This window comes from Planctomycetaceae bacterium (assembly GCA_041398785.1).
GTDB lineage: Bacteria > Planctomycetota > Planctomycetia > Planctomycetales > Planctomycetaceae > JAWKUA01.
In genome coordinates, this window is the sequence record JAWKUA010000004.1 from 209,429 (window position 1) to 233,745 (window position 24,317).

Sequence of the window (24,317 nt, forward strand, 5' to 3'; positions counted from 1 at the left end):
CCGTCTGCGCGTTCCGATGTCAGTCGAACCCGCGACGGCGCGGGACAGATTTTCAATACATCAGAATCGCCAGGTCGCTGGCCAGAACCGTGACGCAAACCTGAGTCCATGACGCGAGTTCCGCGGGATCCAGTGACTCGTCCCGCTTCGCTTCGCCGGTTGACAGCAATGCGACCGCATCTTCGGTGGCGTTTTGATATCGTGCCTGCATCGTCTTCAGCAGACGTTCGCAGGCGGAACGTTCCACATCCGTTGGCGGACGGCTGGCGACCAATGTGAACAGCAGACTCAGCCGTTCTGCGGTATTCGCACCTTCGTGCAGCAGGCGTTCGGCGAGTTTTCGCGACATTTCAATCCGCTGTGTTTCGTTCAGCATGCCCAGCGATTGCAGCGGAGTGCTGGTTCGTGAACGGCGAACGCAGCTTGATTCGCGATCCGGTGCGTCGAACAGCGTCATCATGGGATGCGGGCTGGTGCGTTTCCAGTAGACATACAGGCTGCGGCGGTAAAGCAGCGGGCCTGTGTCGGCGACGTAATTCTTTGTGTTGCTCGCCGGATGAGCTAAAGCCTCCCACATGCCCGCGGGCTGATACGGTTTCACTCCTTCGCCTCCCATCTGAGGATCCAGCAGGTTGCTGGACCAGAGTCCGATGTCCCGGATGACTTCCGCATCCAGCCGGTACCCCGGACCTCGCGCGAGCAGCCGGTTTTCCGGGTCATCCACGTCGGTTCGCCACGCGGAGTTCTGACGAAACGTGCGACTGTTGACCATCAGCCGCCGCATGTGTTTCAGATCCCAGCCGCTGTCCTGAAGTTCGACGGCCAGCCAGTCCAGCAGTTCCGGATGAGTCGGCTGGCGGCCCTGCAGACCAAAATCCTCCGGAGTCCGCACGAGACCGTAGCCAAACGTGTTCTGCCAGACTCGATTGATGAGCACTCTGGCGACCAGCGGATGGTTGGAAGACGTCAGCCACTGAGCCAGACCAAGGCGGTTCTTCGGGGCGTCTGCCGGCAGGCTTCCCATGACGCTGATGACACCCGGATCGAGCGGGTCGCCGGTCGGCAGATCGTATTCTCCTCGCCGCAGAAGGAACGTCTTGCGGGGTTCGGGCAGTTCCTCGGCGACGAGGGTCGTCGTGAATTGTTCCTGCGCGGCGGTGATCTTTGCGATCAGATCGGCTGCCGGCTGCTGCATCGCGAGCTTCGCGAACGGTCCGTTCTGGTCGGCCAGCAATTGCAGCCGCTGGTCCGCGTCGGCAGTCTCCCATGCGGTCAGTTCTTCAGCCGTGGCGGACTTCGTCAGAGCCGCTTTGGCGGTGTCGATCAGATCCGCGCGTTCGGCGGCCAGTTCGTGCCACGCATTCCACGAGTCCTGATTCTGCGGAGCTTTGACGACGGCACCATATTCGTACTTGTTGCCGTCGAGAGGCGGTTCGGTGGTGTTGTTGAAGAATGCCAGCAGCCGGTAGTACTCCGTCTGCGGAATCGGATCGTACTTGTGAGAGTGGCATCGAGCGCAGGTCAGCGACATGCCGAGGAACACCGTGCCCAGCGTTTCAACGCGGTCGAAATTGTTCTTGACCTGAAACTCGTCCGGGATCGCGCCGCCTTCGCCTGTGCTGGGATTCAGGCGAACGTAACCCGTCGCGACAAGCTGATCGAGCGACGGCTCGGGCAGCAGGTCTCCGGCAAGCTGCCAGGTAATGAACTCATTCAGCGGCAGGTTGCTGTTGAAGGCGTTTACGACCCAGTCGCGATACGGATAAATGCCGCGGCGGTTGTCGAGGTGCAGACCGTGAGTATCGCCGTACCGAACCGCGTCCAGCCAGTACCGCGCCTGATGTTCGCCGTAATGCGGATCGGCAAGCAGGTCGTCGACGTATCGCTCATACGCATCGGGGCGGTTGTCGGACAGGAACGCCTCAAGCTGTTTGGGTTCCGGAGGCAGACCGATCAGCGTCAGAGCCGCCCGCCGTGCAAGAGTGGCGCGGTCGGCTTCCGGCGCGAACGTGACTCCCTGAGCCGCCTGCTTTTCGGCGATGAACGCATCAATGATGTCGCTTGCGTTCGATGATGTCACAATCGCGGGAACTTGTTTCTTTGGCGGCACAAACGCCCAGTGCATGGCATACGTCCCGCCCTGCTTCACCCACCGGGTGATCACGTCGCGTTCCTGTGGCGACAGTTGCTTTTCCGCGTCGGCCGGCGGCATGGGGTCATCGGCGGAGTGAATCCGCTTCAGGATCTCACTTTGGTCGGGGTGCTGCGGATCGATCGCGCGATAGCCGCCGCGGTCCGCAGTTGCGGTTTCGAATGAGTCAAGTCGCAGCAGATCAGCATCGTGGGAGTCCGGGCCGTGACAAACGAAGCACTTGTTCGACAGGATCGGAAGGATCTCACGAGGAAAGTCGACCTTCGCCTCGGTGACGGGTCCATCAGCGCGGACCACGCCGGCAAAAAGCAGTGTGATAGCGGTGACGGCGGGAGCAGTTTTCATCCAACGATTCTGAGTCATTGCTGTCTAACCGAAGAGTGGCGGGAATGCAGGTAAGAGTTCGATGGCGGGTGGCTAACCACAGGCAACTTCATTCTACCGAGCCAACCGACCCCCGTCATTCCCGCAGTCACCGCCCCGTCATTCCCGCGCCGGGACCGCCCCGTCATTCCCGTCATTCCGCGCGCAGGCGGGAACCCAGCCGCCCTCCGCCCGTCATTCCCGCGAAGGCGGGAACCCAGCCGTCGCCTCCGCCCCGTCATTCCCGCGCAGGCGGGAACCCAGCGTCGCCCCTCCGCTCCGTCATTCCCGCGCAGGCGGGAACCCAGCGTCGCCTCTCCGTCCCGTCATTCCCGCGAAGCCCGGAACCCCGAAGAAAGGTGTGCACTGAACCGCTTGACCAGTACGCTTCACCCCGACCAATCCACGACACGTTCTGATTCGCGAAATGGCTGGCGAACTCACACCCAAACAACCGGCGGTTTACATACTTGCCAGCAAACGCAACGGCACACTGTACACCGGGGTCACCAGTGATCTGGTCCAGCGCGTGTGGGAGCACAAGAACGACGTTCGAGAAGGCTTCACGAAAGACTACGCCGTTCACACGCTGGTCTACTTCGAACTGCACGAAGACATGGAATCCGCGATCACGCGGGAGAAGCGAATCAAGAAGTGGAATCGCGCGTGGAAGCTGCGTTTGATCGAAGAGAAGAACTCTGACTGGAACGATCTCTACCCGGCAATCATCTGAATTCACTCGGTTGTCATCGCTCAGCCGCCCCACCACTCCGTCATTCCCGCGCAGGCCGGAACCCAGCCGTCCCTCCGCCCCGTCATTCCCGCGCAGGCGGGAACCCAGCTGGAACGAGACTGGGTTCCCGCCTGCGCGGGAATGACGGGACAGCGACCGCCTGCGCGGGAATGACGGGCCGCCGCCGCCTGCGCGGGAATGACGGAGTGCGGGTTTCTGCGGTAACATGTCGGCGACGTCACTGGCGTGACTCCGCTGTGTTCCGACACAATTCTTCGATCACAAAGGACGCTGCATGTTTTCTCACCGTTCAGTTTGTTTCTGTCTGACGTTTTTCGCATCGACTTCCGTCCCTGCGTTCGCCACTGACTTCCACGTGTACTATCTCGGCGGTCAGTCGAACATGGACGGGTTCGGTTATGTTGAGGAGCTGCCGGAGGAACTCAGGCAGCCCGTTGACGATGTGCCGATCTTTCACGGCAACATGGCTGCTGACGACACAGCCGTGGACGGCAGGGGTGTGTGGGCAACAGTGCGGCCCGGCCACGGAACCGGGTTCACGTCGGACGGCAAAGCGAATAACTACTCCAACCGGTTCGGCGTTGAAGTCACGTTTGCGCATGAGCTGAAAAAACAATTTCCCGACCGCCGTATCGCGATCATCAAGTACTCGCGCGGCGGGACGTCGATTGCTCAGGACGCGGCCGGTCAGTTCGGCTGCTGGGAACCCGACTTCAAGGGCAAAAACGGAGTGAACCAGTACGACCATTTCCTGGCCACCGTTCGAGGTGCCTGCGCCGATGCGGATATCGACGACGACGGAACCCCGGACAGACTGATCCCCGCCGGCATCGTCTGGATGCAGGGGGAAAGCGATGCGGCCTACTCACCGGAAATCGCGGAAAAGTACGAAGCAAACCTGAAGCGGCTGATGGACCTGATTCGTGCCGCGTTTCGGGCCGATGACCTTCCGGTTGTGATCGGCCGGATTTCCTACGCGGACAGGAACAAGCCGGCCTGGGTCCACGGCGAAATCGTGCGACAGGCTCAGGCCGACTTTGCGAAGAACGATGCGAATGCCGCGCTGGTAGTTTCAACGGATGAGTACGGCTACTCCGATCCGTGGCATTACGATTCGGCGGGCTACGTGGATCTCGGCCGTCAGTTTGCTGATGCGCTGGTCAAGTTGGAGGCAGATGAATAATGGTCCGGCGGAATCAAGTCCAAACGCTCTCTTTGATGACGAAGCAGCGGCGAACGCGCGCTTCGCAGACGCCATCAACTGTCGTCGGTCGGCCATTCGTACTTGGTGCCCGGATCATCGCGGCGCTCGTCGTGCTCGCTGCGTTCGCAGTGAATGCGGTCGCTGATCCGCCGAACGAAGGAGGGTTCCGCGTCGCCACGTTCTCCGCCGATGTGACCGTACCGATCGGCCATCGGTGCATGGGAGTTCTGCCGACGAAAGTCCGGAAGATCGCTGATCCTTTGGAAGCTCACGGCTTTGTGCTGCTGGGAGCCGACAAGCCGATTGTCGTCGTTGCCGTGGACTGGTGCGAAATCCGCAACGGAGCCTACGACGAATGGCGAGACGCTCTGGCCGCGGCGGCCGGAACCGTGCGGGGTCACGTGCTGGTGACGAGTCTGCATCAGCACGACGCTCCGGTCGCCGATGCCGGTGCGGCAGCGCTGCTGGCCGAAGTCGGCCTGAAAGGCGAACTCTACGACGAAGACTTCCACGCCGTCTGCATCGAACGCGTTGCCGCAGCGCTGAGGCAGGGACTCGAATCGTCACAGCCGGTGACGCATGTCGGAACGGGGAAAGCACCGGTTGAAAACATCGCGTCGAATCGTCGAGTCGTCATGGCGGACGGGCGAGTCACATTTGATCGCGGCAGCCGCAGCGGCGCCGATGAGTTTCTCAGCAGTGCTCCCGTCGGAGAGATCGACCCCGATGTCAGGACGCTTTCGTTCTGGAACGGCGACAAACCGCTGGTCGCGCTCAGTGTCTACGCGACCCATCCGATGAGCTACTACGGACAGGGCGAGGTGTCGGCCGATTTCGTCGGACTCGCGCGACGACAGCGCCAGCGGGATCTTCCCGGCGTCATGCAGATCTACGCCTCAGGCTGCAGCGGCGACGTGACAGCGGGAAAATACAACGACGGCTCAGAAGCGAGCCGTGTTGAACTAACCAACCGGCTTCACGCCGCGATGACCGCCGCCTGGGACGCAACCACCACCGTTCCGCTGACGAAGATCACGTTTCGAAGCACACCGCTGCAGCTTGAGTACTACCGTCACGGCGATTTGGAACCCGACAAGCTGCGAGCAACTCTTGCCGACGAAACACAGCGGACGGAAGACCGCATTCTGGCAGCCATGGGCCTGTCGAACTTCCAGCGAGCATCCTCGGGTCAGCCGATTGACGTCCCGTGCATCGACTTCGGCAACGCGCAACTGCTGCTGTTTCCTGGGGAATCCTTCGTCGGCTATCAACTGATGGCTCAGCAAATGAAACCGGATTCATTCGTCGTTTCGGTAGGCTACGGCGAATGCTGGCCCGGCTATATCCCCACAGAATCCGCCTTCGCCGACAGCTTCCACGACAAATGGCTCTGGGTCGCCCCCGGCTCGGAACGGCGAATCCAGGAAGCGCTCAAGACTGCGTTGCTTCCGTCGGGCAAGTAATCAAGCAGCAAAGTGCCTGAGAGAACCTCTGTCCAGACTCTGGTAATGGGGGCTCAAATCACATCGTTCGGCGGCACAATCAACCGAATCGGACATCCAACAGTGTTGGCAGTCTGCAGATTCGACTCACACTTTCACAATTGAGACGACGTCATGATCAATTCGACATCCCGCAACGCGGTGTGTTCCGCGTGGAGCCGCCGCTGAAGCATAGCACCACTCACCGCTCCTGCGGACGATGCAGAGAAGAATCCAGCCGAGAATGGAGTGGGAATACTCTACGCTAAGCCCGGCGAAATAAGGTACTCCTGTATCAAATTGGAAAAGACCGGCGCGACGAAAGCTGGACCCGGCGGATCGGTTCACGGAATTCTTCGCCGCTTCGGCGGCACGGCATGGTTATACTGATGCGACGCCATGGGCGAGAAAGATCTGTGGATTTACGAACTGCTGTCAGGTGTCGCCGGAGTTTGGATCGGAGATGTCAATCGAGAATCTCGAAGACTTGTCGGAATCGATTTCGGCAAATCTGCTGCGGCGTTTGCAGGATCCGGATCTGGACCAGGCGGCGTGGTCTCGTCTGGTTGCACTGTACGGTCCGCTGGTTTATCGCTGGTGTCGGCGTTGGCAGGTTCCTGCCGACGACGCTCCTGACATCGTGCAGGATGTGTTTCGATCGGTCGCTGCGGCCGTCCGTCGTTTTTCGCGACACAATCCGGGAAGTACATTCCGCGGCTGGTTGTGGACGATTTCGAGGAACGCGGTCCGCCGCTATGCCGGCCGACATCAGCAGGATGCTCAGGGAACTGGCGGCACCGACCACTTGCTGCGGCTTCATGAAGTTCCTGAGAATTGCGAAGACGATCCGTCGTTTGAATCAGAATCGGTCCTGCTGCTGCGTTCCGCTCTGGATACGATTCGTGCTGATTTCGAATCGCATACGTGGGAAGTGTTCTGGCGTTCCGCAGTACTTGGTCACGCAACCGCAGACATCGCGGAAGACCATTCGATGACCTGCAAGGCGGTGCGGCAGGCGAGGTATCGTGTGCTGAAACGACTGCGCGAAGAATGCGCCAAGACCTTTCTACTGTAGATTTCAAAACAAGGCCGGCAGTTCCGGAAACCACTTCGACTTACATGAAAACATCCTGCCCCGCCAAAGAAACGCTGCATGCATGGCTGACAGCAGAGTTGGACGAATCCCAGGCGGCTCGGATCAGCGATCATGTCGATGGTTGCCAGCGATGCAGCGAGTCGGTCGCTGAAATGGAACGCGATGGCCTGCCGGAATTCGAGCTGCTGAACGATCAGCCGCCGGACAACCACTACGCCGATGAGCCGCAGTGTGAAACCGCCATCCGGATGGCAGAACAGGCGACGCCATTCGAGTCACCTGCAGCGCCGGCACCCGCTGCCGTAACGGAACCGCCTGCGACTCAGATTCGCGACTACAGATTGCTGCGAATTCTGGGAAAAGGCGGAATGGGAGTCGTCTACCTTGCGGTTCACGTCGGTCTGAACCGTCAGGTGGCGTTGAAACTGTTGCATCCTTCGCGGACAAAGTCTTCAAAGGCAATCGCTCGCTTTCGCCGTGAAATTGAAGCGATGGGGCGGTTCAATCATCCGAATCTTGTCCGCGCGGCTGATGCCGGCGAATACCGCGGGCAGCATTTTCTGGTGATGGACGTCGTCGACGGATGCGATCTTTCAAGGTTGCTGCGGTCGCAAGGCTCGCTGACGATTCCAGACGCCTGTGAAATTGTCAAACAGGCGGCGCTGGGGCTGCAGCACATTCACGAACATGGTCTCGTTCACCGCGACATCGCACCATCAAATCTGATGCTGACCCGAGAGGGCACCGTGAAGGTGACAGACCTGGGACTTGCCCTGCTGGATGACCGGCGGTTTCCGACTGCCGAAGAACTGACAGAAACCGGACAGGTGATGGGCACGCTCGACTACATGGCTCCGGAGCAGGCGGTCAGCACCGAAGTCGATATTCGAGCGGACGTTTATGGACTCGGAGCGACACTGTTCAAGCTGCTGACCGGAAAGTCGCCACTGGACGCACTCAACCTGGATACTCCATTGAAGAAAGCGGCCGCGCTGCCGAACTTTGAAGCACCCGACGTGACGACGCGCCGTTCGGAACTGCCACCGGAACTGGCTAGCCTGGTCAACCGCATGTTGAACCGACACCCGGAGGAACGACCTTCACAGCCCGTTGACGTCGCCGCGGCACTCGAACCCTTCACAGCGGGATGCGATCTGCCCGCGTTGAGCATGGCCGCAGGCATCGCCGAGCCGGATGAATTGGCGACTGCAATCGGAACGGACCTGGCGTTTCCTTCAGCAGAGCTGGCCACCACGTGGAAAGCGCAAACTGTTGACACGGCCGGTCTACGTCGCGCGATGCCCATTCCCGCAGCCATTATTGGCGCGTTGCTGCTGGTTCTGGCCGGCGCATTGTGGACTGCGCTCCCGGGGCCCGACGAGACATCCGGTAACAAGTTGTCACAGGCGAATGTGACGAATGCTTCCACAATCACACCGCCAGCGCAAGCCGCCATTCAAACCGATCGCGAAGTCGCCGTCCGTGTGCTGGAGATCGGTGGCGAGATCGATATTGCTGACCGGGAAGATTCGATCCGAGTCACGTCGGCCGACGATTTGCCGCAAACTCCCTTTCGTCTTGTGTACATCATGCTGGCTGGCAATCCGCAGGTCGACGACGAATTCCTGGAAGAAATTTCCGGCTTGCGCAACCTGGTCGGACTGACTCTGCAGCACACTCGAATCAGCGACCGCGGCGTCCATCTGCTGGGTCAGGTCAAAACGCTGTCTGATATTTACCTTTACGGAGCAGCGCTGACCGACGAAGGAGTGGAGCCTCTGACACAACTGAGCAACCTGCTGGAACTGGTTCTCAGCGATACCAAAATCACTGATCTGACGCTGCAGCGACTCGCCGATCAGCAACACCTGCGGCGACTGTTTGTCAAAGGCACGCGGATCACAGATGCCGGACTGAAGTTCGTCGGCCAGCTGGAATCGCTGGAGGAACTCGATCTGAGGCAGACCAGTGTGACGGATTCCGGGTTGGCTCATTTGTCGTCGCTCACCAGTCTGGAATCGCTTTCCCTGTCGAACACCGGTGTGACGGACGACGGTCTGTCGTTTCTAAAGGATCTGCGGCGGCTGCAGACTCTGTATCTCGTCGAAACCGCTGTCACCGAGGCGGGAGTAGACAGGCTGCTGGCGGCGATTCCCGACTGCGAAGTCGTTCTGGAAGACTGACTTACGCCGCGCGCCCTGTTTCACCGGATTTTCGTGTGGCGCGCTTGGATTGAGTCTCTTGGGGGAGGATTGTGTGATTGCGGCCTCCCGCCCGGACCTTTTCCAGCAAGAACGCCGTCCTTACGCGGCGGAGCTGCGCAATCTTCAGGCGACTCGGATCGTTGAGGCATGTCTATGGGCTTTCTTAAAACTATCGAAGCTGGCGGAGTGCAGCTCATTCGACCAGCGACGTTTTCAACCTGCTGCCGACCCCGACGGATTTTCAGCGGCTGTCGGCTGGCGTATGTAGCCGGGTTCCTGCTGTTCAGTTCGGTGGCGAACGGCGGTCTGGTTTCGTTTTCGGATGGCAGTTCATCGGGAACCGGCACGGTCGACGGCAGGATTTTCACCTGGACAGCGGTGCCCGATGGCAGCAACGCGGATGTGGTGAATCCGGTTCGTGAAGTCCTGGGAGACGGCTCCACACGGAGCCTCGACTGGGGAATTGGCGGTGATGTTAGCGTCGCCAGCAGCCGCGACTTCACCATCACGATGACTCTGCCGGAATCCTGGCAATTCAATGCTGTGAGTTTCACCGGACTGAACGAAGTTGCAGACCGAAGCATTTTCAGCGTCCAGATGTTCGATGCCTCTGGAGAAGCAATTGATCTCAGTAGCTTGACGGCAGACACAACATCGGGGTTCGGATCAGATCCCTGGTCCTACGACGTCGCGGACGATTTTTGGAATTACGCCACGATCGGAGGTTCGACAACCCCGCACACCGCCACGCTGAACGGCAGCATCGCCGGAGTCCGGCAACTGGTTTTTGACATCGATGCCAGCTACGGAAGAGATTTTCTGCGCAATCTGGATCTCACCGCCGTGCCGGAACCGACGGCCACCGCGCCGATGATCATGGCGTTTGGCCTGCTGTTTCTCGCTGCTGGTGGTCGGCGGCGACTGCATAACTTCCTGCAGCGGGACAGCTTCCGGGCTCATGGTCAAAGTGACTTGCCCGCAGCACCCTGGAACATTCGGCAGCTGAAGTTTGTAGCGCACTCAGAGATCCGCCGCGGAACTTCCAGCGGACTGGCTTCGTGAAAAATCAGGAGTTCCATGATGAGCGACAGGAGGATTCGTTGTCTGTCGGGATCGACTCGCCTGCTGGGTTTGTTTTTCACCATACTGCTCGCAATTCCAACGACGGCTCAGACCTCATTTGCGGCGATCGTTTTTGATAACTACGACCCAGGCGGTGCAGCGGGAGCATCAGTCTATCGCGCGGCTGGCGGGTCATCTGCTCCGATTCTGGGATCCAGCTACAAGAGAAGTGCGGCAGCTTTTACAGTTTCGGGAAACGACTTTCGCCTGACCGCAGTGACGTTGCCAGTCACGTTCGCTGGTCCCCCGGCGTTCAACCAAAGCCTCGAAGTTCGGCTGGCCGCTGACGAAATGGGAATGCCGGGAAACACACTGGAAATCCTCGACGACAGCAGCATTCTCTGGCCGAATGACAGTCCCTTTCTTGCGGAAAACACCCGACTGGAGTCCGCGTTAAACCCCTTGCTCATAAACGGGGGCACGTACTGGATTGTCCTGGAACCGACGCGGACTTTAATTTCCGGCACGACGTCCAACTACGATTACAACTGGGCGCTGAACACGACGGGGCAGAGCGTGTCCGTCTTGTCGCAGTCACGCCGCGGTGGCTTTCCAGTTGACCCGTGGACCGATGCGGCCATTGAGCGTCCGCTGGCGTTTCGAGTCGAAGGAACCGCCACGGCCGTTCCCGAACCGCAATCGTGCCTGATTTGGCTCGTGGCGGGAGTGATTGCGGTCTGCCGCAGCTCCAGAAGTCGAATTCGCACAGCAGTGGGGCCATCGCGCGGGGTTCCGTTGGACCGCCGGAACGTACTGGTCACGTCAGGCTGACGAACGTGGAGAGCGAGTTCTTTGCTGCCGGGCTCAATACTGCGCGGGGACAGCTTCAATTCCGGCCTGCGGATTGTTGATCTGCTGCAGGGCGCGGTGGTAGTCGCTGTCGTGATTGCGGAGCTGCTGTTCGTAGGCGGCCAGTGGGTTCGGAGCTGCCACGGTTGGCTGTGGCGGATTGCTTCCGTAGCTGGCGGGCGATACGGGCAGACCGGTATTCTGACCCGCAGGCGACTGCCCGTATGCGGCCGTCGAGTATGGCGACGGATTCGGCGGATTCACACCATAGCCCGGCTGCTGACCCGCTGCAGGATAGCCGCCGGGATACATTCCGATAGCGGATGGCACCGAGGACATGTTCTGATATCGCTGTGACGCCACGTCGAACTGCTGCTGCGTCGGAAGATAGCTTTGAGTCTGCGGGAACATGGCTCCGTTCAGGACGGAATTCGATCCCGGTGACGAAGAAAAGGCGGGACCGGACGTTGGCTGTTGCTGGGGTGGAAGTCCGTAGGCTTCTCCGCCGGATGCGGCTGAATTCTCATAGGCTGCCATTGATCGCGGTGGCGCGCCAATGGGAAACAGCGAATCCGGGCCGGTGTTCAGTCCCGTCATCGGAGCCTGGCTGACACGCGGATTCAGCGGTGAACCTGTGCCATTGAGCGAGGACTGCGGCGTGACCTGTTGAATCAATCCCAGTCCGGAGACCTGACTGTTTGCTGTGGACGTTGTCGCCGGATACTGGCCGTAGTTCCCGGCACTGGAACCAACCGGTCCAAGCTGCATGTATTGCGGCTGTCCATAACGTTGCTGGTCGTATTGTGGTTGCGAGTATGCCGGCTGAGTGTACTGCGATTGTGAGTACGGCTGTTGCTCGCCGGGAAATGAACTCGGTCCAGGAGTTCCCGTCTGTGGATAGGATGCGGTCTGGATGTTTGAGGCTGCTGCTGTGGTTCCTGCTTCATGGTTCAGAGCCACGACGCCTCCGACAGGCTGCCCGGAGTTCGGGTAATTGTTTGCCGCGGATGGTTGACCGCTTCCGGCATATTGGTTGCTGCCCGGAATATTCGGTGTGACATTCTGTGTGTACGGAATGTTGTGGAACTGCGGAGGCGGCTGGAAGTTTTGCGGCGGATTGGTCAGCGTGGCCGTACTGACATTCGCACCCATCCTCCCGGTTCCGGAAGTAGCGACTGCCGCGGGAAGCACCTGCGGCAGCGGGGCTGCGAATTGTCCCGAATTCGGTTGCGACAGATTCGGCTGAAGCCTGGGCGGCTGAAGAGTTCTGGTGTCACTGACGGGTGCGAAGGTTCCCTGCGCAGCCGTGCCTTGTGGGAAGGTGCCTTGTGGGAAGGTGCCTTGTGGGAAGGTGCCTTGTGGGAAGGCACCCTGTGCGATGGCACGAGGATCCTGCTGATTCGCGGAGGATCCCGGCCACTGCGGGTTCGCGCCATGGGGAGCGATGGGCGCGGGAGCGGATCGCTGCTGACGTTCCAGTCGTTCCTGCCGACCGACCTGCGCTGCGATGCGCATTGCTTCGTCGAAGCTGGCGCCTCTTGGAATCTCGGGTGTTTCCGTGGCGGCCACGTTGTTGGCCGTTGACTGCACATCGTTCTCCAGACGTGTCAGCATCCGCTGCGCTTCCTGCGGTGGAAACAGGTGCGACAACTGAGCGTAGGCGGCGTCCCGATCACCTCGCTTCACCGACAGCAGTGCCAGGTTGATTCGTGCGTGTTCATGATTGGGTTCGACCTGAATTGCCTGATTCAGATACTCAGACGACTCATGAAAGCGGTTCTGCAGCAGGTAAGAGTAACCCAGGTCGTTCAGCAGGCTGGCGTCTCGCGGAGACCGGGCGAGGGCCTGTTTGTAGTGAATCTCGGCAAGTCCCCAGTTCTTTTCCAGGTCGGCGATGACAGCAATCCCGTGATGCGCGGCCGCGCTGCGAGGATCAAGCTGCAGTGCCTGCTGATAAAGATGCTTCGCGTTTTCCAGGCGGGCAGGATCGGTCGGAGATTGCCCGGCGCTTTGAACGGAACGCTGAGCGTCGGCGATCAGTCGGGAAACTCGCTCCGATGCGACAGCTCGCTGGTCTCCGGAGCCGCCGGACGGCTGCCCCGTCGACGACGAATTCGCGGCGAACGCCGGCTGGAGTTCATCCACGGAACTCATCTTGTCCGCGGAGAATTCGTCGCGGCTGGCAAGCGGCAACCAGGGAAATCGGCTGGAACCGGTCGACTGGCACCCGGACAACACAACGGCGCAGACAAGCAACGCCCACTGCGAGTGGCCTGACATAACAGGGCTTCCCTATTGCGAAAACGGCGGGAGAGTTGTGAGAGGAGTCTGCAGAGACAGCAGTTGTCTGACCGGTGAATCGGTCGGAGATGCCGAATCCTAACTCGATCCGGCAATGAGAGGACTGGCGTTATAGGCCAACTGAAAAACCATGTCGAGATGACCCTGCACCGAAACCGGCGAACCGGCAATTTGTGCCGCAGACCGGGGCGATGACAGAGAATGGAGAATTTCCGGTCTTCTGCGCAAACGAAAACGGGCGACCGGATTCCTGATGAGTCCGTTCGCCCGTCTTGATTCTGATGACCGGGGCTGCCGGCTGAACTGCCGTTCCGCAGGGTTTAGAAACCGAATCCGCCGCCGAATCCGCCGCCGCCGAATCCGCCGCCTCCGAAACCACCGCCGAACCCGCCGCCGCCGTACCCACCCGAACGGCCGCGGCTGAGACGAAACCGTGACAGGTCCGCTTCGCCTTCGATGGAATTGATGCCGTTGCTGTAGGGCTGTGCCACCACCGTCCTCTGATCGGCATCCGGGTTGCCCAAGTCGGTGAGCACGCGGGAGACCAGGTTGCGACGAATTGCATCCAGTTCGGGATCGGAGTTGTTGACGCTGCGTTCGACCAGCACCGGAAACGGAGCGGACGACATGCGTGCAGCAATTTCCTGAATATGATCGCGACCATACGGCGACAGCTCGGATGAGTTGTCGACGAACTCACTGCGATGAATGACAAAGTCACTGGCTTCGCCGTTGGTTTCCATCATATGCCAGTGAGCCCGGCTGATGGCTCCCAGCGGCATCATGTCGGGAACCGCCATTGAATGGTGAGAGGACGCCAATGGCATGGGGACAATGCAGCCGGTGCAGGCACCTGTCAGGGCGGCCACGGCGACGAGTTTCCATTGATGTAGGCGATGAGTCAGCATGAGAATCCTCGTATTACCGGTCCGGCGGGTTTGAGAGAGGAGTTTTTGTGTTTCAGGTCAGGCGTCATTCCACAGGGCGATGTACCCGTCGGAACGCTGCTGTTGCAGACTGTTGAAACCAGCATCCGGCATTGCCCGGGTATCGGAGACTTCATGCGGTCCCCGGATACCAAAGTTGTTCCCGATGCGGATTCATCTTCCGGTCAGCGGGTCCATCCGACTGTGTGGATCGGCCGATTGTTCTGTTCGGCAGCCTGACCACCCCGAAACAGGTTGCCCATTTTGGTCAGCATCGATTCATTCGACTTCCCGGCAGGTTCGATGGAACCCTGGTAGCCGCCGGGAATCGGAGGCAATGGTGTCTGCGGGGCAGCTCCCGGAACTCCCATCTGCGGAGCCGGGTTCATCTGCTGATAAGCCGGCGGAGCCTGGTACATGGGAGCGGGACTTTGATAGCCCGATGCAGGCGGCAGCATCATGTCAGGCTGCGGTGTCAGGTACTGAGCACTCTGGTCATAGCCGCCGTTGTATTGGATCGGCTGAGGCGACATGGCCGTCTGAGTCGGAGTGAATCCCGGTCCGTTGACCGGCGGATTGAACAGGCTGTATCCCTGCGGAACGCCGTAGGTTGCACCTGATCCGAAGGGCTGAACCTGGTAGACGTTTGTGTCCGGGTTGCCTTCGGTGCGGCCATACTTCCACAGATCATGATCGTTGGGATGCGTGACGTAGTAGTTCGGCAGCGGCGGAACTTCATCGGGTTCCATCGGACGAACGATTTCCGGAGACACCAGCACCAGAAGTTCAGTTTCACCTTCGTCAGCATTCTTGGCGTGGAAAATGCGGCTGCCGATGAACGGAATGTCTCCCAGCAGCGGAATCCGGCTGACTGATGAGTTCGTCTTTCGCGAAATCAGGCCGCCGAGTGCCAGCGTCTGACCTTCCCGCAGTTCCACGGTCGTCTGAACTCGCTTGACGGTCGTTCCCGGAATTCCGTTCACGGCGTTGGTGTTGTTCAGAGCGCTGAATTCCGGGACGATCTGCAGTCGAATCAGGTCGCGATCGATGACGGTCGGCGTCACGATCATGCTGGTACCGATACCGCGGAAGGTCGTGTTCTGTCCTCCGCCGAGTCCGATGATTGTGGGAACGGCGAATTCACCGCCGGCCAGCAGGCTGGCCGAATGGCCGCTCATGCAGACGATCGTCGGTTCGGCCAGCAGAGTGGCGGTTCCGTTCGTTGCCAGCCAGCGAACAAAGACTCCGATTTCGCCGTTTTCGAAGACGCCGCTAAGCGTTGTTCCGGTCAGCCCGCCGAGTGCTCCGCTGACAACGTGTCGTCCGTTGTTGAAGAACACATCCCAGTCGATGCCCGCGTTCCTCATCTGGGAGCGGTCAACTTCCGCGATGACGACTCGCATCTTGATGTTGAACTCACCGGGAACCTGCAGCATGTTGACAACGATGTCATTGGCAGCGCCGATTCCGTTCTGGAACTGGTTCTGGCCGAACTGTCCGTTGATGCCGGACACGGCGCCCGCACCGCCCTGATCGTAGAAGTTGTTGTATCGTCCGAAGGAGCTGAAGACTTCCGTCCGGACGATCTGCATGATCTGAGAGGCTTCCTGGGAATCGTAGGCCTGTCCTTTGATGATGACCTGATTGCCGACAGGTTCCAGGTAGACATTGGAATTCGGGAAGATGACGGACAGGCGTCGTTCAAGGCGTCCGAAGTCCGTCTGCCGCTGCTCTTCCAGGCTGTGGTCGCGAACGACCGACACTTCGTAGATCGACGGCGCCGCTTCACCTTCAAACCAGATGGCAAGGTCTGTCTTGCCAATTTCCAGTCCCACGACGGCAACTTCCGTCGGGCTGTACTGGACGTAGTTGGCAACCGTTGAGTCCGTCACGGCAATCCGGCGAATATTCCGGTTGGTGATGACCAGTTGGCTGTGACGTCGCTCAAGGTCCAGCTTGTATTGCGGAGACAGCAGCTTCTGGACGTTGGGGCTGTGAATCGCATCGACGCGACCCGACACCGTCGAGTCCGGCTGCATGGACATCGCGACGGGCGTCGCGGCGACCTGTGGCTGGCCTTGCGGCTGCGTATGGTGCAGCCCCGGCAGTCCGATCTGAGCGTCCGCGGATGACATGGCCAGGCAGGTGCCCGCCACGGTTCCCGCGACAAACGCACGCCGGGCCAGTGAAGATGCGGTCGTCCGCAGTCGTCGCAAGAGAGCAAAGGAACCGAAAAGGTCGGCTGACATTCGAAGCTGCTCCTTCCATGTCGCATCTTCGGGGCAGCGGGCTTTCGCCCGCCGGAATCGTTGAACTTCCGCGGCGACGCCGTTACCCCGCGCAACGCCAGGATCTGGCTCGCGCGGAACATCCGGAGTCACGGGGCGGACACCGTGCAATCATTGCAAGGCTTATCGTCGTTCGATTCAGCGAAACCTGATGGCGCTCGTATCGAACTGCGATCAAATTCGCCGCGGGGCGATTGCGGGGTCCGGTCAGGAAAGATAGGGAATGCCTGACGGTGGTGCGGAATCCGAAAGCGGTGTTCAGAGCCGGCCGAAACTGCCTGACGGACCGCCGCGGGGTGAGAATTGCAGGACGCCGCCGGCGTCGGCGTCCTGTCCGTAGGGAATCCACTGACAATCGTGTCCGTCTGCCGTCACGGTCCCCGAAACCACATTGACCGATCGCGGCAGGCCTTACCAGACAATGTTGATGTTGGTTGAGGCCGGCCCGGGATGCGCCCAGGGACGTCGGTAACTGTGGTACGGGTACCGATTGTGGATTCCGCCGCCATCCATGTTTGGAAGTCCCTCGTAACCGGTCAGCGATCCGCCCGCTGCATAACCGCCGCCTGCGTACAGTCCCGCGAGCCCGGCCGCACCTCCCAGACCGCAGCAACCGCTGACGGCGGCTCCGCAGTGACATCCTGGTTCAAGAACGGGCGCGTGAACCACCGGTGCCGCGCACGTTGGCCCTGCGCACGTCGGCATCGCGCAGGTCGGCATCGCACAGGATGCCGCGGGCTGAGCGCAGCCGCAGTCGGCGGCATGATGGAACGGTCTCAGGCCCAACAGCCCGTGTCCTCCGGCGGTGGCGGATGCTGTGCATGTGATTGCCAGTGTGGAAACACCAGCCAGCAGAGTCAGAAACTTCATGTGATGGAACCTCTCATCTCATCGTGACCGGGGAAGCAGGACCGTGACCCGTCAACACGACGGCGTGTCCGCACAGACACATCTCTACCCGGTGAATGAGTGATCGTCGCTGGCAATTCCCGCAGAATCCCGCCGCGGCAAGATGTGACGGTCAGAGCGTCCGAAATGCGCCTTCCGCGTAGAATTGAATGAAGCGTTCACATTTTCAGCTTTGGAAAAAGACGACGATCACGGCGACCGATAGGAAGACAGGAACATTCGCTGTCAGGGATGCAGTACAGCAGCGCGATCACTATCGGATGACCAGGCGTCTCCGCGGAAATTTTCGACTTTGGAGGGATTCAATGCGTCGAACTCACCTCATTGCGGCCCTCGGCTGCCTGTTATGCGTGGCAAGTGCTTCGGCTCAGGACGTCGGGATGCCCGGAGTCATGTACTCCGACAGCATCGCCGCAGGAACCGGCGGCCAGCTGTTTCCGTTCGACCGCCAGGATCCGTGGCTGCACGGACAATACCAGCGAGTTCCGGCATACGGCGGGTTCAACAGCTTCCGTCCGTACAACTACCGCCACGTTTTGTCGCAGACCCAGATCGCGACCAGCGTCTGGGGAGCGTCGCACGGCACTCCTTATTCGCAGCAGTTCTGGAATCGCTATCGCCAGCCCTATCTGAACGGCAATCTGCATTCTCAGGCCGTTCCGGTACAGCGCCCGCTGCAGCAGGTTCAGAATTCCGGATACGGCGTTCCCGCAGCACCGGTCAGCTACCAGGCGGCGCCACTGCTGTCCGGCCACGCTCCGGCTCAAAACCCGTACAGTTCGCAGCCGGTGCATGTCTATCCCGGAACCGCCGGATATTGAAAACCCGGCCCGGATGAAGTCGGCGACCAGCGCCGAATGTTCCGACAGCGCAAACTGCGGCCTTCAGTGGTGACATGAACCCGATTTCGCGGGAGGTGTTCGCCCGCCGAACCCGTGGCGATGGAGCGCAGCCCGCTGATTCGCCGCGGCACGTTTCGAACAGAGTCCCCCGGTTTCAAAGAATGCCCTGCTTCCTTCAGACGGAAGACAGGGCATTTTTCTTTGGTATGCTGATCTCCGATAAATCGCCCGGCCGGGCACGGAACACGGTCGCGGCGAACGACGATGCTTTCCATTCGTGCGGTATGCCGGAAAAAGGAAAGCCGTCAGTTCCAGCCGTTTCGGCATCACTTAACCGGAGGTCACAAAGCCGATGAAGATCGCCCGATTGCAACAAAAGGATGGCTCGTCCAGTTTCGCACGTCAGCACGACGACGGCCATTTCACGCGCATCGGCGGCTTTCTGTTCGGAAATTTCACGGATACGGGCGAAGTCGTGAAGGGAAAGCAACTGGCTCCGATTCAGCCGGTGGACATTCTTTGCATCGGTCTGAACTATCGGCGGCATGCTCAGGAAGGCGGAGCGGCGATTCCCGAAAACCCGGTGCTGTTCATGAAGACCAGCACCGCAGCTCAGAATCCGGGCGATCCCATCGTGCTGCCCCGAAAGCTGAACAGCGACAAGGTCGATTATGAATGCGAGCTGGCGGTTGTGATCGGCAGGACGTGCTACAACGTGTCGAAGGACGATGCGCTGAATTATGTGCTCGGCTACACCTGTGCCAACGACGTCAGCGCCCGCGACTGGCAGCGCAACGGCGGCGGAGGCCAGTGGTGCCGCGGCAAGACGTTCGCCACGTTCTGCCCGCTGGGTCCGTGTCTGGTTACAGCAGACGAGATTCCCGACCCGAATTCTCTGTCGATTCGAACCGTACTGAACGGCGATGTCGTTCAGGACTGGAACACCGACGACATGATTTTCGACGTGCCGACAATCATCGAGTTCCTGAGTGCCAGCACTGTTCTGGCTCCCGGCACCGTGATTCTGACCGGGACGCCTCATGGAGTCGGCATGGCTCGCAATCCCCCGGTTTTCCTCAAACACGGCGACACCGTGAGCGTCGAAATCGAAAAAATCGGCATGCTGACAAATCCGGTGATCGACGAAGTGCTGACGGGGCCGCAGGACTGACACTGTGGACGATTCGACGAGGCAGTTCTTCTTCAGCGGACAGGTTCAGGGAGTAGGATTTCGCTGGACGGTCTCCAGGCTCGCGGCGGAGTTGACGGTGACCGGCTTTGTCCGCAACCTGGCTGACGGTCGTGTCGAAGCCGTTGTTTCCGGCCACCAGGCGGCAATCGAGTCCCTGCTGGACGCGATTCGCCAGCATTTTCGCGGAAATATCGAATCCGTAGAGCAGATGGCGATCGAACCAGTGCGGGAATTCAGCAGTTTCGAAATCCGGCACTGATCCGGCAGTTCTGACAATTCCGTCCAACGCTGCCCATAGGGGCGGCGTAGTCAGGACGTCCGTGGACCCGGTTTGACAGGTTTTTACTGCAAATTCTCAATGAACCACCTTCTCCTTGTTGCACAGCAGAATGTCGCGTCCGTCGCCGACTGGCGCCCCGCCTGGGTTGTTGCTCTTCTGCTGTTTTTCTCGCTGGTTGGGTTTGCCTATGGCACCCGCGCCGGAATCATCGCCAGAGCGACCACTAAAGAGGCCATTCGGCAGCCGTTGTTCGTGCTGCTTTTGCTGATTTCGGCCACCGTCCTGCTGGTCAACACGTTCATGCCATTCTTCACGCTGGAAGATGACGTGAAAATGCTGAAGGAATGCGGCCTGGCGACGCTGCTTATCGCCGGAGCACTTCTGGCGGTCTGGACCGCGGGGACCAGCATCACCAGTGAGATCGAAGGGAAGACAGCAATGACGCTGCTTTCCAAGCCCATCAATCGACGACAGTTTGTTCTGGGAAAGTATATCGGGATCATTCAGGGAGTGCTGTGGCTGTTTGCTCCGCTGGCGCTGCTGTTCACGCTGCTGGTCTACTACAAGGTCGGCTACGACCAGCGAGAGATGTCGCAGGAAATTGCTCCGCTGTTTGAGTGGGCGAAAACTTCCAGTGGCTTTGAATACCCCTGGCCGGAGTCATACCGACTCAGCGTTGTGACGCAGGTCTTGCCGGGCATCGTGCTGACCCTGTTTCAGGTCAGCGTGCTGGCTGCCATCAGCGTCGCGATCGCCACTCGGCTGCCGATGGTTGTGAATCTGGTGGCCTGCTTCGCGGTGTTCGTGATCGGCAACCTGACGCCCATGATGGTTTCTCAGGGTGACCGCGTCATCAAGAACGAAGCCGTGACCTTTACGGCTCGACTGATTGCCACAATTCTGCCGTCGCTGGAATCGTTTAACATCTCCGCCGCCATCGCGACAGGCCGCGCCGTTCAGCCTTCCTATTTGGGGTACACACTGCTGTACGGCGTGGCATATTCGGCAGCAATCATCCTGGTGGCGTTCATCCTCTTCGAAGATCGCGACCTCGCGTGAATTGCACGGCACCTTCTTGCCGCCAGCTTTCGTGACCTTACGCGAGCGGCAGTTGAGCTGTTACCCGCCCGCGAGCCGCACGGCGCTCGCCGCGGTTGTGTGCGCAGAGAACCGGGGCTGGCGGGTAGATTCTCATCTGCCGCACGCCTTACGTCGCGTTAATGCAGGCACCGGCTTCCCGACCTGCTGCGTCAAGCGCGTCCGGAGATTGACGCGGGATGCTCTCAGGGAAGCCATGGGGTAATCGGCTGGCTTCGGGAAAGCCATCGCCGCCACCGTCGATTGCTGTCATCCCGCGACCGGCGTACGGCTTTCCCACTGGGCCGCTTACCGGGGCTGTTGTTCGGTACGGGCGACGTCATCCCGGCACCGCTGCGGGAGAATCCGCGAGTTGGAATCCCGCCGGACTCTTACACCAGACCGAAGGCCGCCGCAGCGCTTCCGCAGTTCGCGGCCGAACGAATTTTGGCGTAGTCAGATGGTTCCGGTTGTGTCGAACGGACCGCCGAGAAATTGTCGCCACCGGTACCGCGAACATTGTGACAGCCATGCCGGCTGTGTAGGTTGTCAACAGGGCGCGATGTCCGGCGACCGTGACCGTTGCTGCAGACATCGCAGGACATGCAATCCGGCTGTGGAAGGCAATGACTGTGTCGGAAGCTTCGACAGATTCGCTGAGTCGCATCATTTCGCGGCGCCAATTTGTCACCCCGGTACTGCTGCCGGCAACGCTGGCCGCCGCTGTTTCGGCCCTCTGCCTGGCGGGTCTGCTGCTGACGCTGGGTGGACTGGTTGCCCTGATCAATACGCAGGGGCAGCTATCGGACGCCGATTTATCAGCGCTTCCGGACTCTCTGGACCGTGGCCAGGTTAATCAGGCGAACTCAGGATTGCTGCCTGTAGCCGCGGAACTACACGGCCACGCCCTCGGTCGATTGTTTCGACCATTGATCGTTGGCGTCCGACTGCTGCACACGAACTCGTCCGCTCTGGTCGTGCTGATTCTGTTTGGCAGTGCATTGCTGGCCGTGCGATGGGCGCTTCAGGGCATTGCAGAGAATTTCGTCAGCAGCCACGTGTCAGCGGCTGTTCGCCGTTTGCGCGAGCATATTCATCGTCATTCGCTGCGTCTGGACACCGGCGACCTGACCGGCGCTCGGAACGCTGCGACCACCAACCTCTTTCAAAACAGCGCGAGTCAGCTTGAGCGAGACAGTCAGGACTGGGGCTGGCGCGTGTTGTGTGGCGGTGCGGATCTGGCTGTGCTGCTGGTGCTGATCGGACTTGTTAACCTGCGAGTCGGTGCGGAATGCCTGATTCCCATCGTCGTTTGCTGGTACGTGCTGAGGCTGGAAAGCAGCCGTCACGACGCGTCGCAGCGACTGCTTTCCGAACAGGTCGATCGAGGACTCGAACGTCTGGCTGTGGGATTGCGCAAAACGCGGACCGTTTCCGGCTACGGCATGGAATCCTTCGAACAACAGCAGTTTGAAACCAACCTGCAGCAGTATGGGGACCGCTGTGCTCACCTTCGAAAGCAGCGTCTGCGATCACGCTGGACGATGCGGATCCTGCTGACCGGCTGCGCAGCAATCCTGCTGTTCATTCTTGTCCGGCACCTGCTGGTGGACGGAGCGTTTGGTGTTGCTGCCGCGACCGTATTGCTGGCTGCGGGTGCAGCCGTGTTTCTGTCACTGAAGACTCTGCAGCCCGCTCGATCACTGCAGGTTTCCGCGACGGTTGCTTCGAATGACGTTCACGAATATCTGCGGCAGGTTCCCGCCGTGGGTCAGGTGGTCGGAGCCAGGTTTCTGGAACCTATGGCTCGGACACTGCAGTTTGACCAGATCACTTTCGAATCTGACGACCATCGGGAGCTGCTGAAGAACCTTGATCTGCGAATCAGCTCCGGCGAACGTGTTGCATTGCTGTCAATGAAACCGGCGGAAGTGTCGGCCCTGGTGAGTCTGATCCCGCGGTTCAGTATTCCCAAAGCGGGACAAGTGCTGATCGACGGACAGAATATTCAGCAGGCAACACTGGAGTCACTCCGTGCCGAAGTCATGATCGCGACGGCCGAAAACGCCGTATTTAACGCCACCGTTCTGGAAAACATTACCTGCGGCCAGGCGGATATTTCCCGGCAGGACGCGATTGAAGCCAGCAAGCTCGTTCACGCGGAAAGCTTCATTCGGCAGTTACCGCACGGCTATGAAGCTGTTATCGGGGAACATGGCCATCAACTGGAAGTGGGGCAGGTTTATCGCCTTAGCCTGGCACGAGCCGTTGCCCGGAACCCTGCGCTGCTGATCATCGAAGAACCCACAGCGGCACTGGATGCGGAAACCAAGGCGATGCTCGACGACGCCTACCAGCGTATTTCCGCGAACCGCACAGTGATCTTTCTGCCGACGCGACTGTCCACCGTCAAGAAATGCGATCGTGTTGTAATGCTGAGTGACGGCAGAGTCGCTGTGGACGGTCGACATGACGACCTGGTACGAACGTCCGAACTCTACCGCCACTGGGAGTACGTCAACTTCAACGTGTTCCGAAACTAGCACTTCATCGTTTTGCGTTTCCTGCCGACGCGGTTCATTGATTCGACCTTCGCGATGTAGTCCGAAGCCAGCGGAACCCTGCACGCGGTGTTTCCCACGTCGACCTGAACCTTGCCGATCTTCCGGGCAGCTTCTTTCGCCCTGTCCAGCAGCGGAGCGACGTACGTGCCCACCGAAATGACAAATGCGTTCATTGTGTATCGTACTCGGTTGGGGGCTGATTCAATCTGCTTCACGACCCGGTCCAGCAGCGATTGAATCTCCCGCAGGTCAAGTTCCTCATCCGGTTTCGTGGCCACGATCGCGGACCAGGTCGCCCAGCCGCACGAAGCGATGCTCGGCTGCTTCGCATCAATCCACTTTCGGGCCAATTCGCACGCGACTCTGCTTTCTGAAGCGACACCGGGGACCGTGTATTCTCCGATCATGTACCATGACGCCTGCTTCGCCCAGTCATTGAGCTGCTTCTTCGTCATCTGTGAACCATCAGCCACGAGTCCGGCCAGATACATCGCGTCGCTGTTTCCGGTCGCGTAAAGCTGCATGGCCAGTTCCTGCTGGCCTCGAAGCTTCTTCAGAATGGGCTTCAGGTCACCCACTTTGACTCCGAACATCCGGTCGACCGGCGCACCGTGCCGAGCGAACGTCTTTCGCGTTTGTGCCGTTCCCAGTTTTTCGAGTTGCTGCATGATGTCGCTGACTGTGGGCATTTAGCTCTCCTTTTCACTGAACGTCGTGAATCGTCGGTAAAGTGACCCTGTGGCGCGTTCCACAGCTAATTCAAAATCTGCTCC

At 59.8% G+C, this 24,317-nt stretch carries 19 protein-coding genes; 12 read left to right on the top strand and 7 right to left on the bottom strand.

The features are described 5' to 3' along the window. Positions 1-52: 52 nt before the first annotated feature. Complete coding sequence (locus R3C19_06400; GenBank protein MEZ6059973.1) at positions 53-2,497, bottom strand: PSD1 and planctomycete cytochrome C domain-containing protein; 2,445 nt, start codon at positions 2,495-2,497, stop codon at positions 53-55. Between the two features lie 445 nt (positions 2,498-2,942). Here R3C19_06400 and R3C19_06405 point away from each other — a divergent pair, with 445 nt between their 5' ends. From R3C19_06405 to R3C19_06435, 7 genes are all read left to right on the top strand, one after another. Continuing rightward, the gene (locus R3C19_06405; GenBank protein ID MEZ6059974.1) at positions 2,943-3,248 is read left to right on the top strand and encodes a GIY-YIG nuclease family protein; all 306 of its coding nucleotides are present in this window, start codon (positions 2,943-2,945) and stop codon (positions 3,246-3,248) included. 295 nt (positions 3,249-3,543) lie between these two features. Beyond that, positions 3,544-4,452: a sialate O-acetylesterase gene (locus tag R3C19_06410; protein MEZ6059975.1), complete on the top strand. Its 909-nt coding sequence runs from the start codon at positions 3,544-3,546 to the stop codon at positions 4,450-4,452. Between the two features lie 131 nt (positions 4,453-4,583). Further along, on the top strand, positions 4,584-5,936 hold the full coding sequence (locus tag R3C19_06415) for a hypothetical protein (GenBank protein MEZ6059976.1): 1,353 nt from the start codon (positions 4,584-4,586) through the stop codon (positions 5,934-5,936). Positions 5,937-6,417: 481 nt separating this feature from the next. Further along, positions 6,418-7,029 carry a sigma-70 family RNA polymerase sigma factor gene (locus tag R3C19_06420; protein ID MEZ6059977.1) on the top strand — a complete coding sequence of 204 codons (612 nt, stop codon included), beginning with the start codon at positions 6,418-6,420 and terminating at the stop codon, positions 7,027-7,029. Positions 7,030-7,073: 44 nt separating this feature from the next. Then, complete coding sequence (locus R3C19_06425) at positions 7,074-9,233, top strand: protein kinase (GenBank protein MEZ6059978.1); 2,160 nt, start codon at positions 7,074-7,076, stop codon at positions 9,231-9,233. A 207-nt stretch (positions 9,234-9,440) separates the two neighbouring features. After that, positions 9,441-10,316, top strand: coding sequence for a hypothetical protein (locus tag R3C19_06430; protein MEZ6059979.1), 876 nt, complete (start codon positions 9,441-9,443; stop codon positions 10,314-10,316). An 18-nt stretch (positions 10,317-10,334) separates the two neighbouring features. Next, positions 10,335-11,147 (top strand): choice-of-anchor R domain-containing protein, encoded by an 813-nt coding sequence (locus tag R3C19_06435; GenBank protein MEZ6059980.1) that lies wholly within the window; start codon positions 10,335-10,337, stop codon positions 11,145-11,147. A gap of 33 nt (positions 11,148-11,180) precedes the next feature. Here the strand turns inward: R3C19_06435 and R3C19_06440 are convergent, their stop codons facing one another. From R3C19_06440 to R3C19_06455, 4 genes are all read right to left on the bottom strand, one after another. Beyond that, a complete protein-coding gene (locus R3C19_06440; protein ID MEZ6059981.1) occupies positions 11,181-13,445 on the bottom strand; it encodes a hypothetical protein in 2,265 nt (754 codons plus the stop codon). Positions 13,446-13,786: 341 nt separating this feature from the next. Next, positions 13,787-14,374 (bottom strand): hypothetical protein, encoded by a 588-nt coding sequence (locus tag R3C19_06445; GenBank protein MEZ6059982.1) that lies wholly within the window; start codon positions 14,372-14,374, stop codon positions 13,787-13,789. Between the two features lie 203 nt (positions 14,375-14,577). Next, entirely contained in the window at positions 14,578-16,641 is a 2,064-nt protein-coding gene (locus tag R3C19_06450; GenBank protein MEZ6059983.1) for a pilus assembly protein N-terminal domain-containing protein, read from the bottom strand. Positions 16,642-17,091: 450 nt separating this feature from the next. Then, positions 17,092-17,550 (bottom strand): hypothetical protein, encoded by a 459-nt coding sequence (locus R3C19_06455; protein ID MEZ6059984.1) that lies wholly within the window; start codon positions 17,548-17,550, stop codon positions 17,092-17,094. Positions 17,551-17,894: 344 nt separating this feature from the next. On the opposite strand from R3C19_06455, the gene R3C19_06460 reads away from it, so the two are divergent. Then, positions 17,895-18,410: a hypothetical protein gene (locus tag R3C19_06460; protein MEZ6059985.1), complete on the top strand. Its 516-nt coding sequence runs from the start codon at positions 17,895-17,897 to the stop codon at positions 18,408-18,410. A 196-nt stretch (positions 18,411-18,606) separates the two neighbouring features. Here R3C19_06460 and R3C19_06465 read toward each other — a convergent pair whose 3' ends face one another. After that, complete coding sequence (locus R3C19_06465) at positions 18,607-18,921, bottom strand: hypothetical protein (GenBank protein MEZ6059986.1); 315 nt, start codon at positions 18,919-18,921, stop codon at positions 18,607-18,609. Between R3C19_06465 and R3C19_06470 the strand changes: the two genes are divergently transcribed. The 4 genes from R3C19_06470 (at position 18,907) to R3C19_06485 (ending at position 23,523) form a co-directional block, all read left to right on the top strand. Next, positions 18,907-19,602 (top strand): fumarylacetoacetate hydrolase family protein, encoded by a 696-nt coding sequence (locus tag R3C19_06470; GenBank protein ID MEZ6059987.1) that lies wholly within the window; start codon positions 18,907-18,909, stop codon positions 19,600-19,602. The genes R3C19_06465 and R3C19_06470 overlap by 15 nt on opposite strands. Before the next feature lie 4 nt (positions 19,603-19,606). Continuing rightward, positions 19,607-19,882 (top strand): acylphosphatase, encoded by a 276-nt coding sequence (locus R3C19_06475; GenBank protein ID MEZ6059988.1) that lies wholly within the window; start codon positions 19,607-19,609, stop codon positions 19,880-19,882. 99 nt (positions 19,883-19,981) lie between these two features. Further along, positions 19,982-20,962 carry an ABC transporter permease subunit gene (locus R3C19_06480; GenBank protein ID MEZ6059989.1) on the top strand — a complete coding sequence of 327 codons (981 nt, stop codon included), beginning with the start codon at positions 19,982-19,984 and terminating at the stop codon, positions 20,960-20,962. Between the two features lie 650 nt (positions 20,963-21,612). Then, positions 21,613-23,523 (top strand): ABC transporter ATP-binding protein, encoded by a 1,911-nt coding sequence (locus R3C19_06485; protein ID MEZ6059990.1) that lies wholly within the window; start codon positions 21,613-21,615, stop codon positions 23,521-23,523. On the opposite strand, the gene R3C19_06490 is transcribed toward R3C19_06485, so the two are convergent. Next, the gene (locus tag R3C19_06490; GenBank protein MEZ6059991.1) at positions 23,520-24,233 is read right to left on the bottom strand and encodes a DNA alkylation repair protein; all 714 of its coding nucleotides are present in this window, start codon (positions 24,231-24,233) and stop codon (positions 23,520-23,522) included. The genes R3C19_06485 and R3C19_06490 overlap by 4 nt on opposite strands. Positions 24,234-24,317 lie beyond the last annotated feature (84 nt).

Coding starts and splice junctions, on each gene's coding strand:
- R3C19_06400 (MEZ6059973.1), bottom strand. CDS start 2,497: ATGAAAACTGCTCCCGCCGTCACCGCTATCACACTGCTTTTTGCCGGC.
- R3C19_06405 (MEZ6059974.1), top strand. CDS start 2,943: ATGGCTGGCGAACTCACACCCAAACAACCGGCGGTTTACATACTTGCC.
- R3C19_06410 (MEZ6059975.1), top strand. CDS start 3,544: ATGTTTTCTCACCGTTCAGTTTGTTTCTGTCTGACGTTTTTCGCATCG.
- R3C19_06420 (MEZ6059977.1), top strand. CDS start 6,418: ATGTCAATCGAGAATCTCGAAGACTTGTCGGAATCGATTTCGGCAAAT.
- R3C19_06425 (MEZ6059978.1), top strand. CDS start 7,074: ATGAAAACATCCTGCCCCGCCAAAGAAACGCTGCATGCATGGCTGACA.
- R3C19_06435 (MEZ6059980.1), top strand. CDS start 10,335: ATGAGCGACAGGAGGATTCGTTGTCTGTCGGGATCGACTCGCCTGCTG.
- R3C19_06440 (MEZ6059981.1), bottom strand. CDS start 13,445: ATGTCAGGCCACTCGCAGTGGGCGTTGCTTGTCTGCGCCGTTGTGTTG.
- R3C19_06445 (MEZ6059982.1), bottom strand. CDS start 14,374: ATGCTGACTCATCGCCTACATCAATGGAAACTCGTCGCCGTGGCCGCC.
- R3C19_06450 (MEZ6059983.1), bottom strand. CDS start 16,641: ATGTCAGCCGACCTTTTCGGTTCCTTTGCTCTCTTGCGACGACTGCGG.
- R3C19_06455 (MEZ6059984.1), bottom strand. CDS start 17,550: ATGAAGTTTCTGACTCTGCTGGCTGGTGTTTCCACACTGGCAATCACA.
- R3C19_06460 (MEZ6059985.1), top strand. CDS start 17,895: ATGCGTCGAACTCACCTCATTGCGGCCCTCGGCTGCCTGTTATGCGTG.
- R3C19_06480 (MEZ6059989.1), top strand. CDS start 19,982: ATGAACCACCTTCTCCTTGTTGCACAGCAGAATGTCGCGTCCGTCGCC.
- R3C19_06490 (MEZ6059991.1), bottom strand. CDS start 24,233: ATGCCCACAGTCAGCGACATCATGCAGCAACTCGAAAAACTGGGAACG.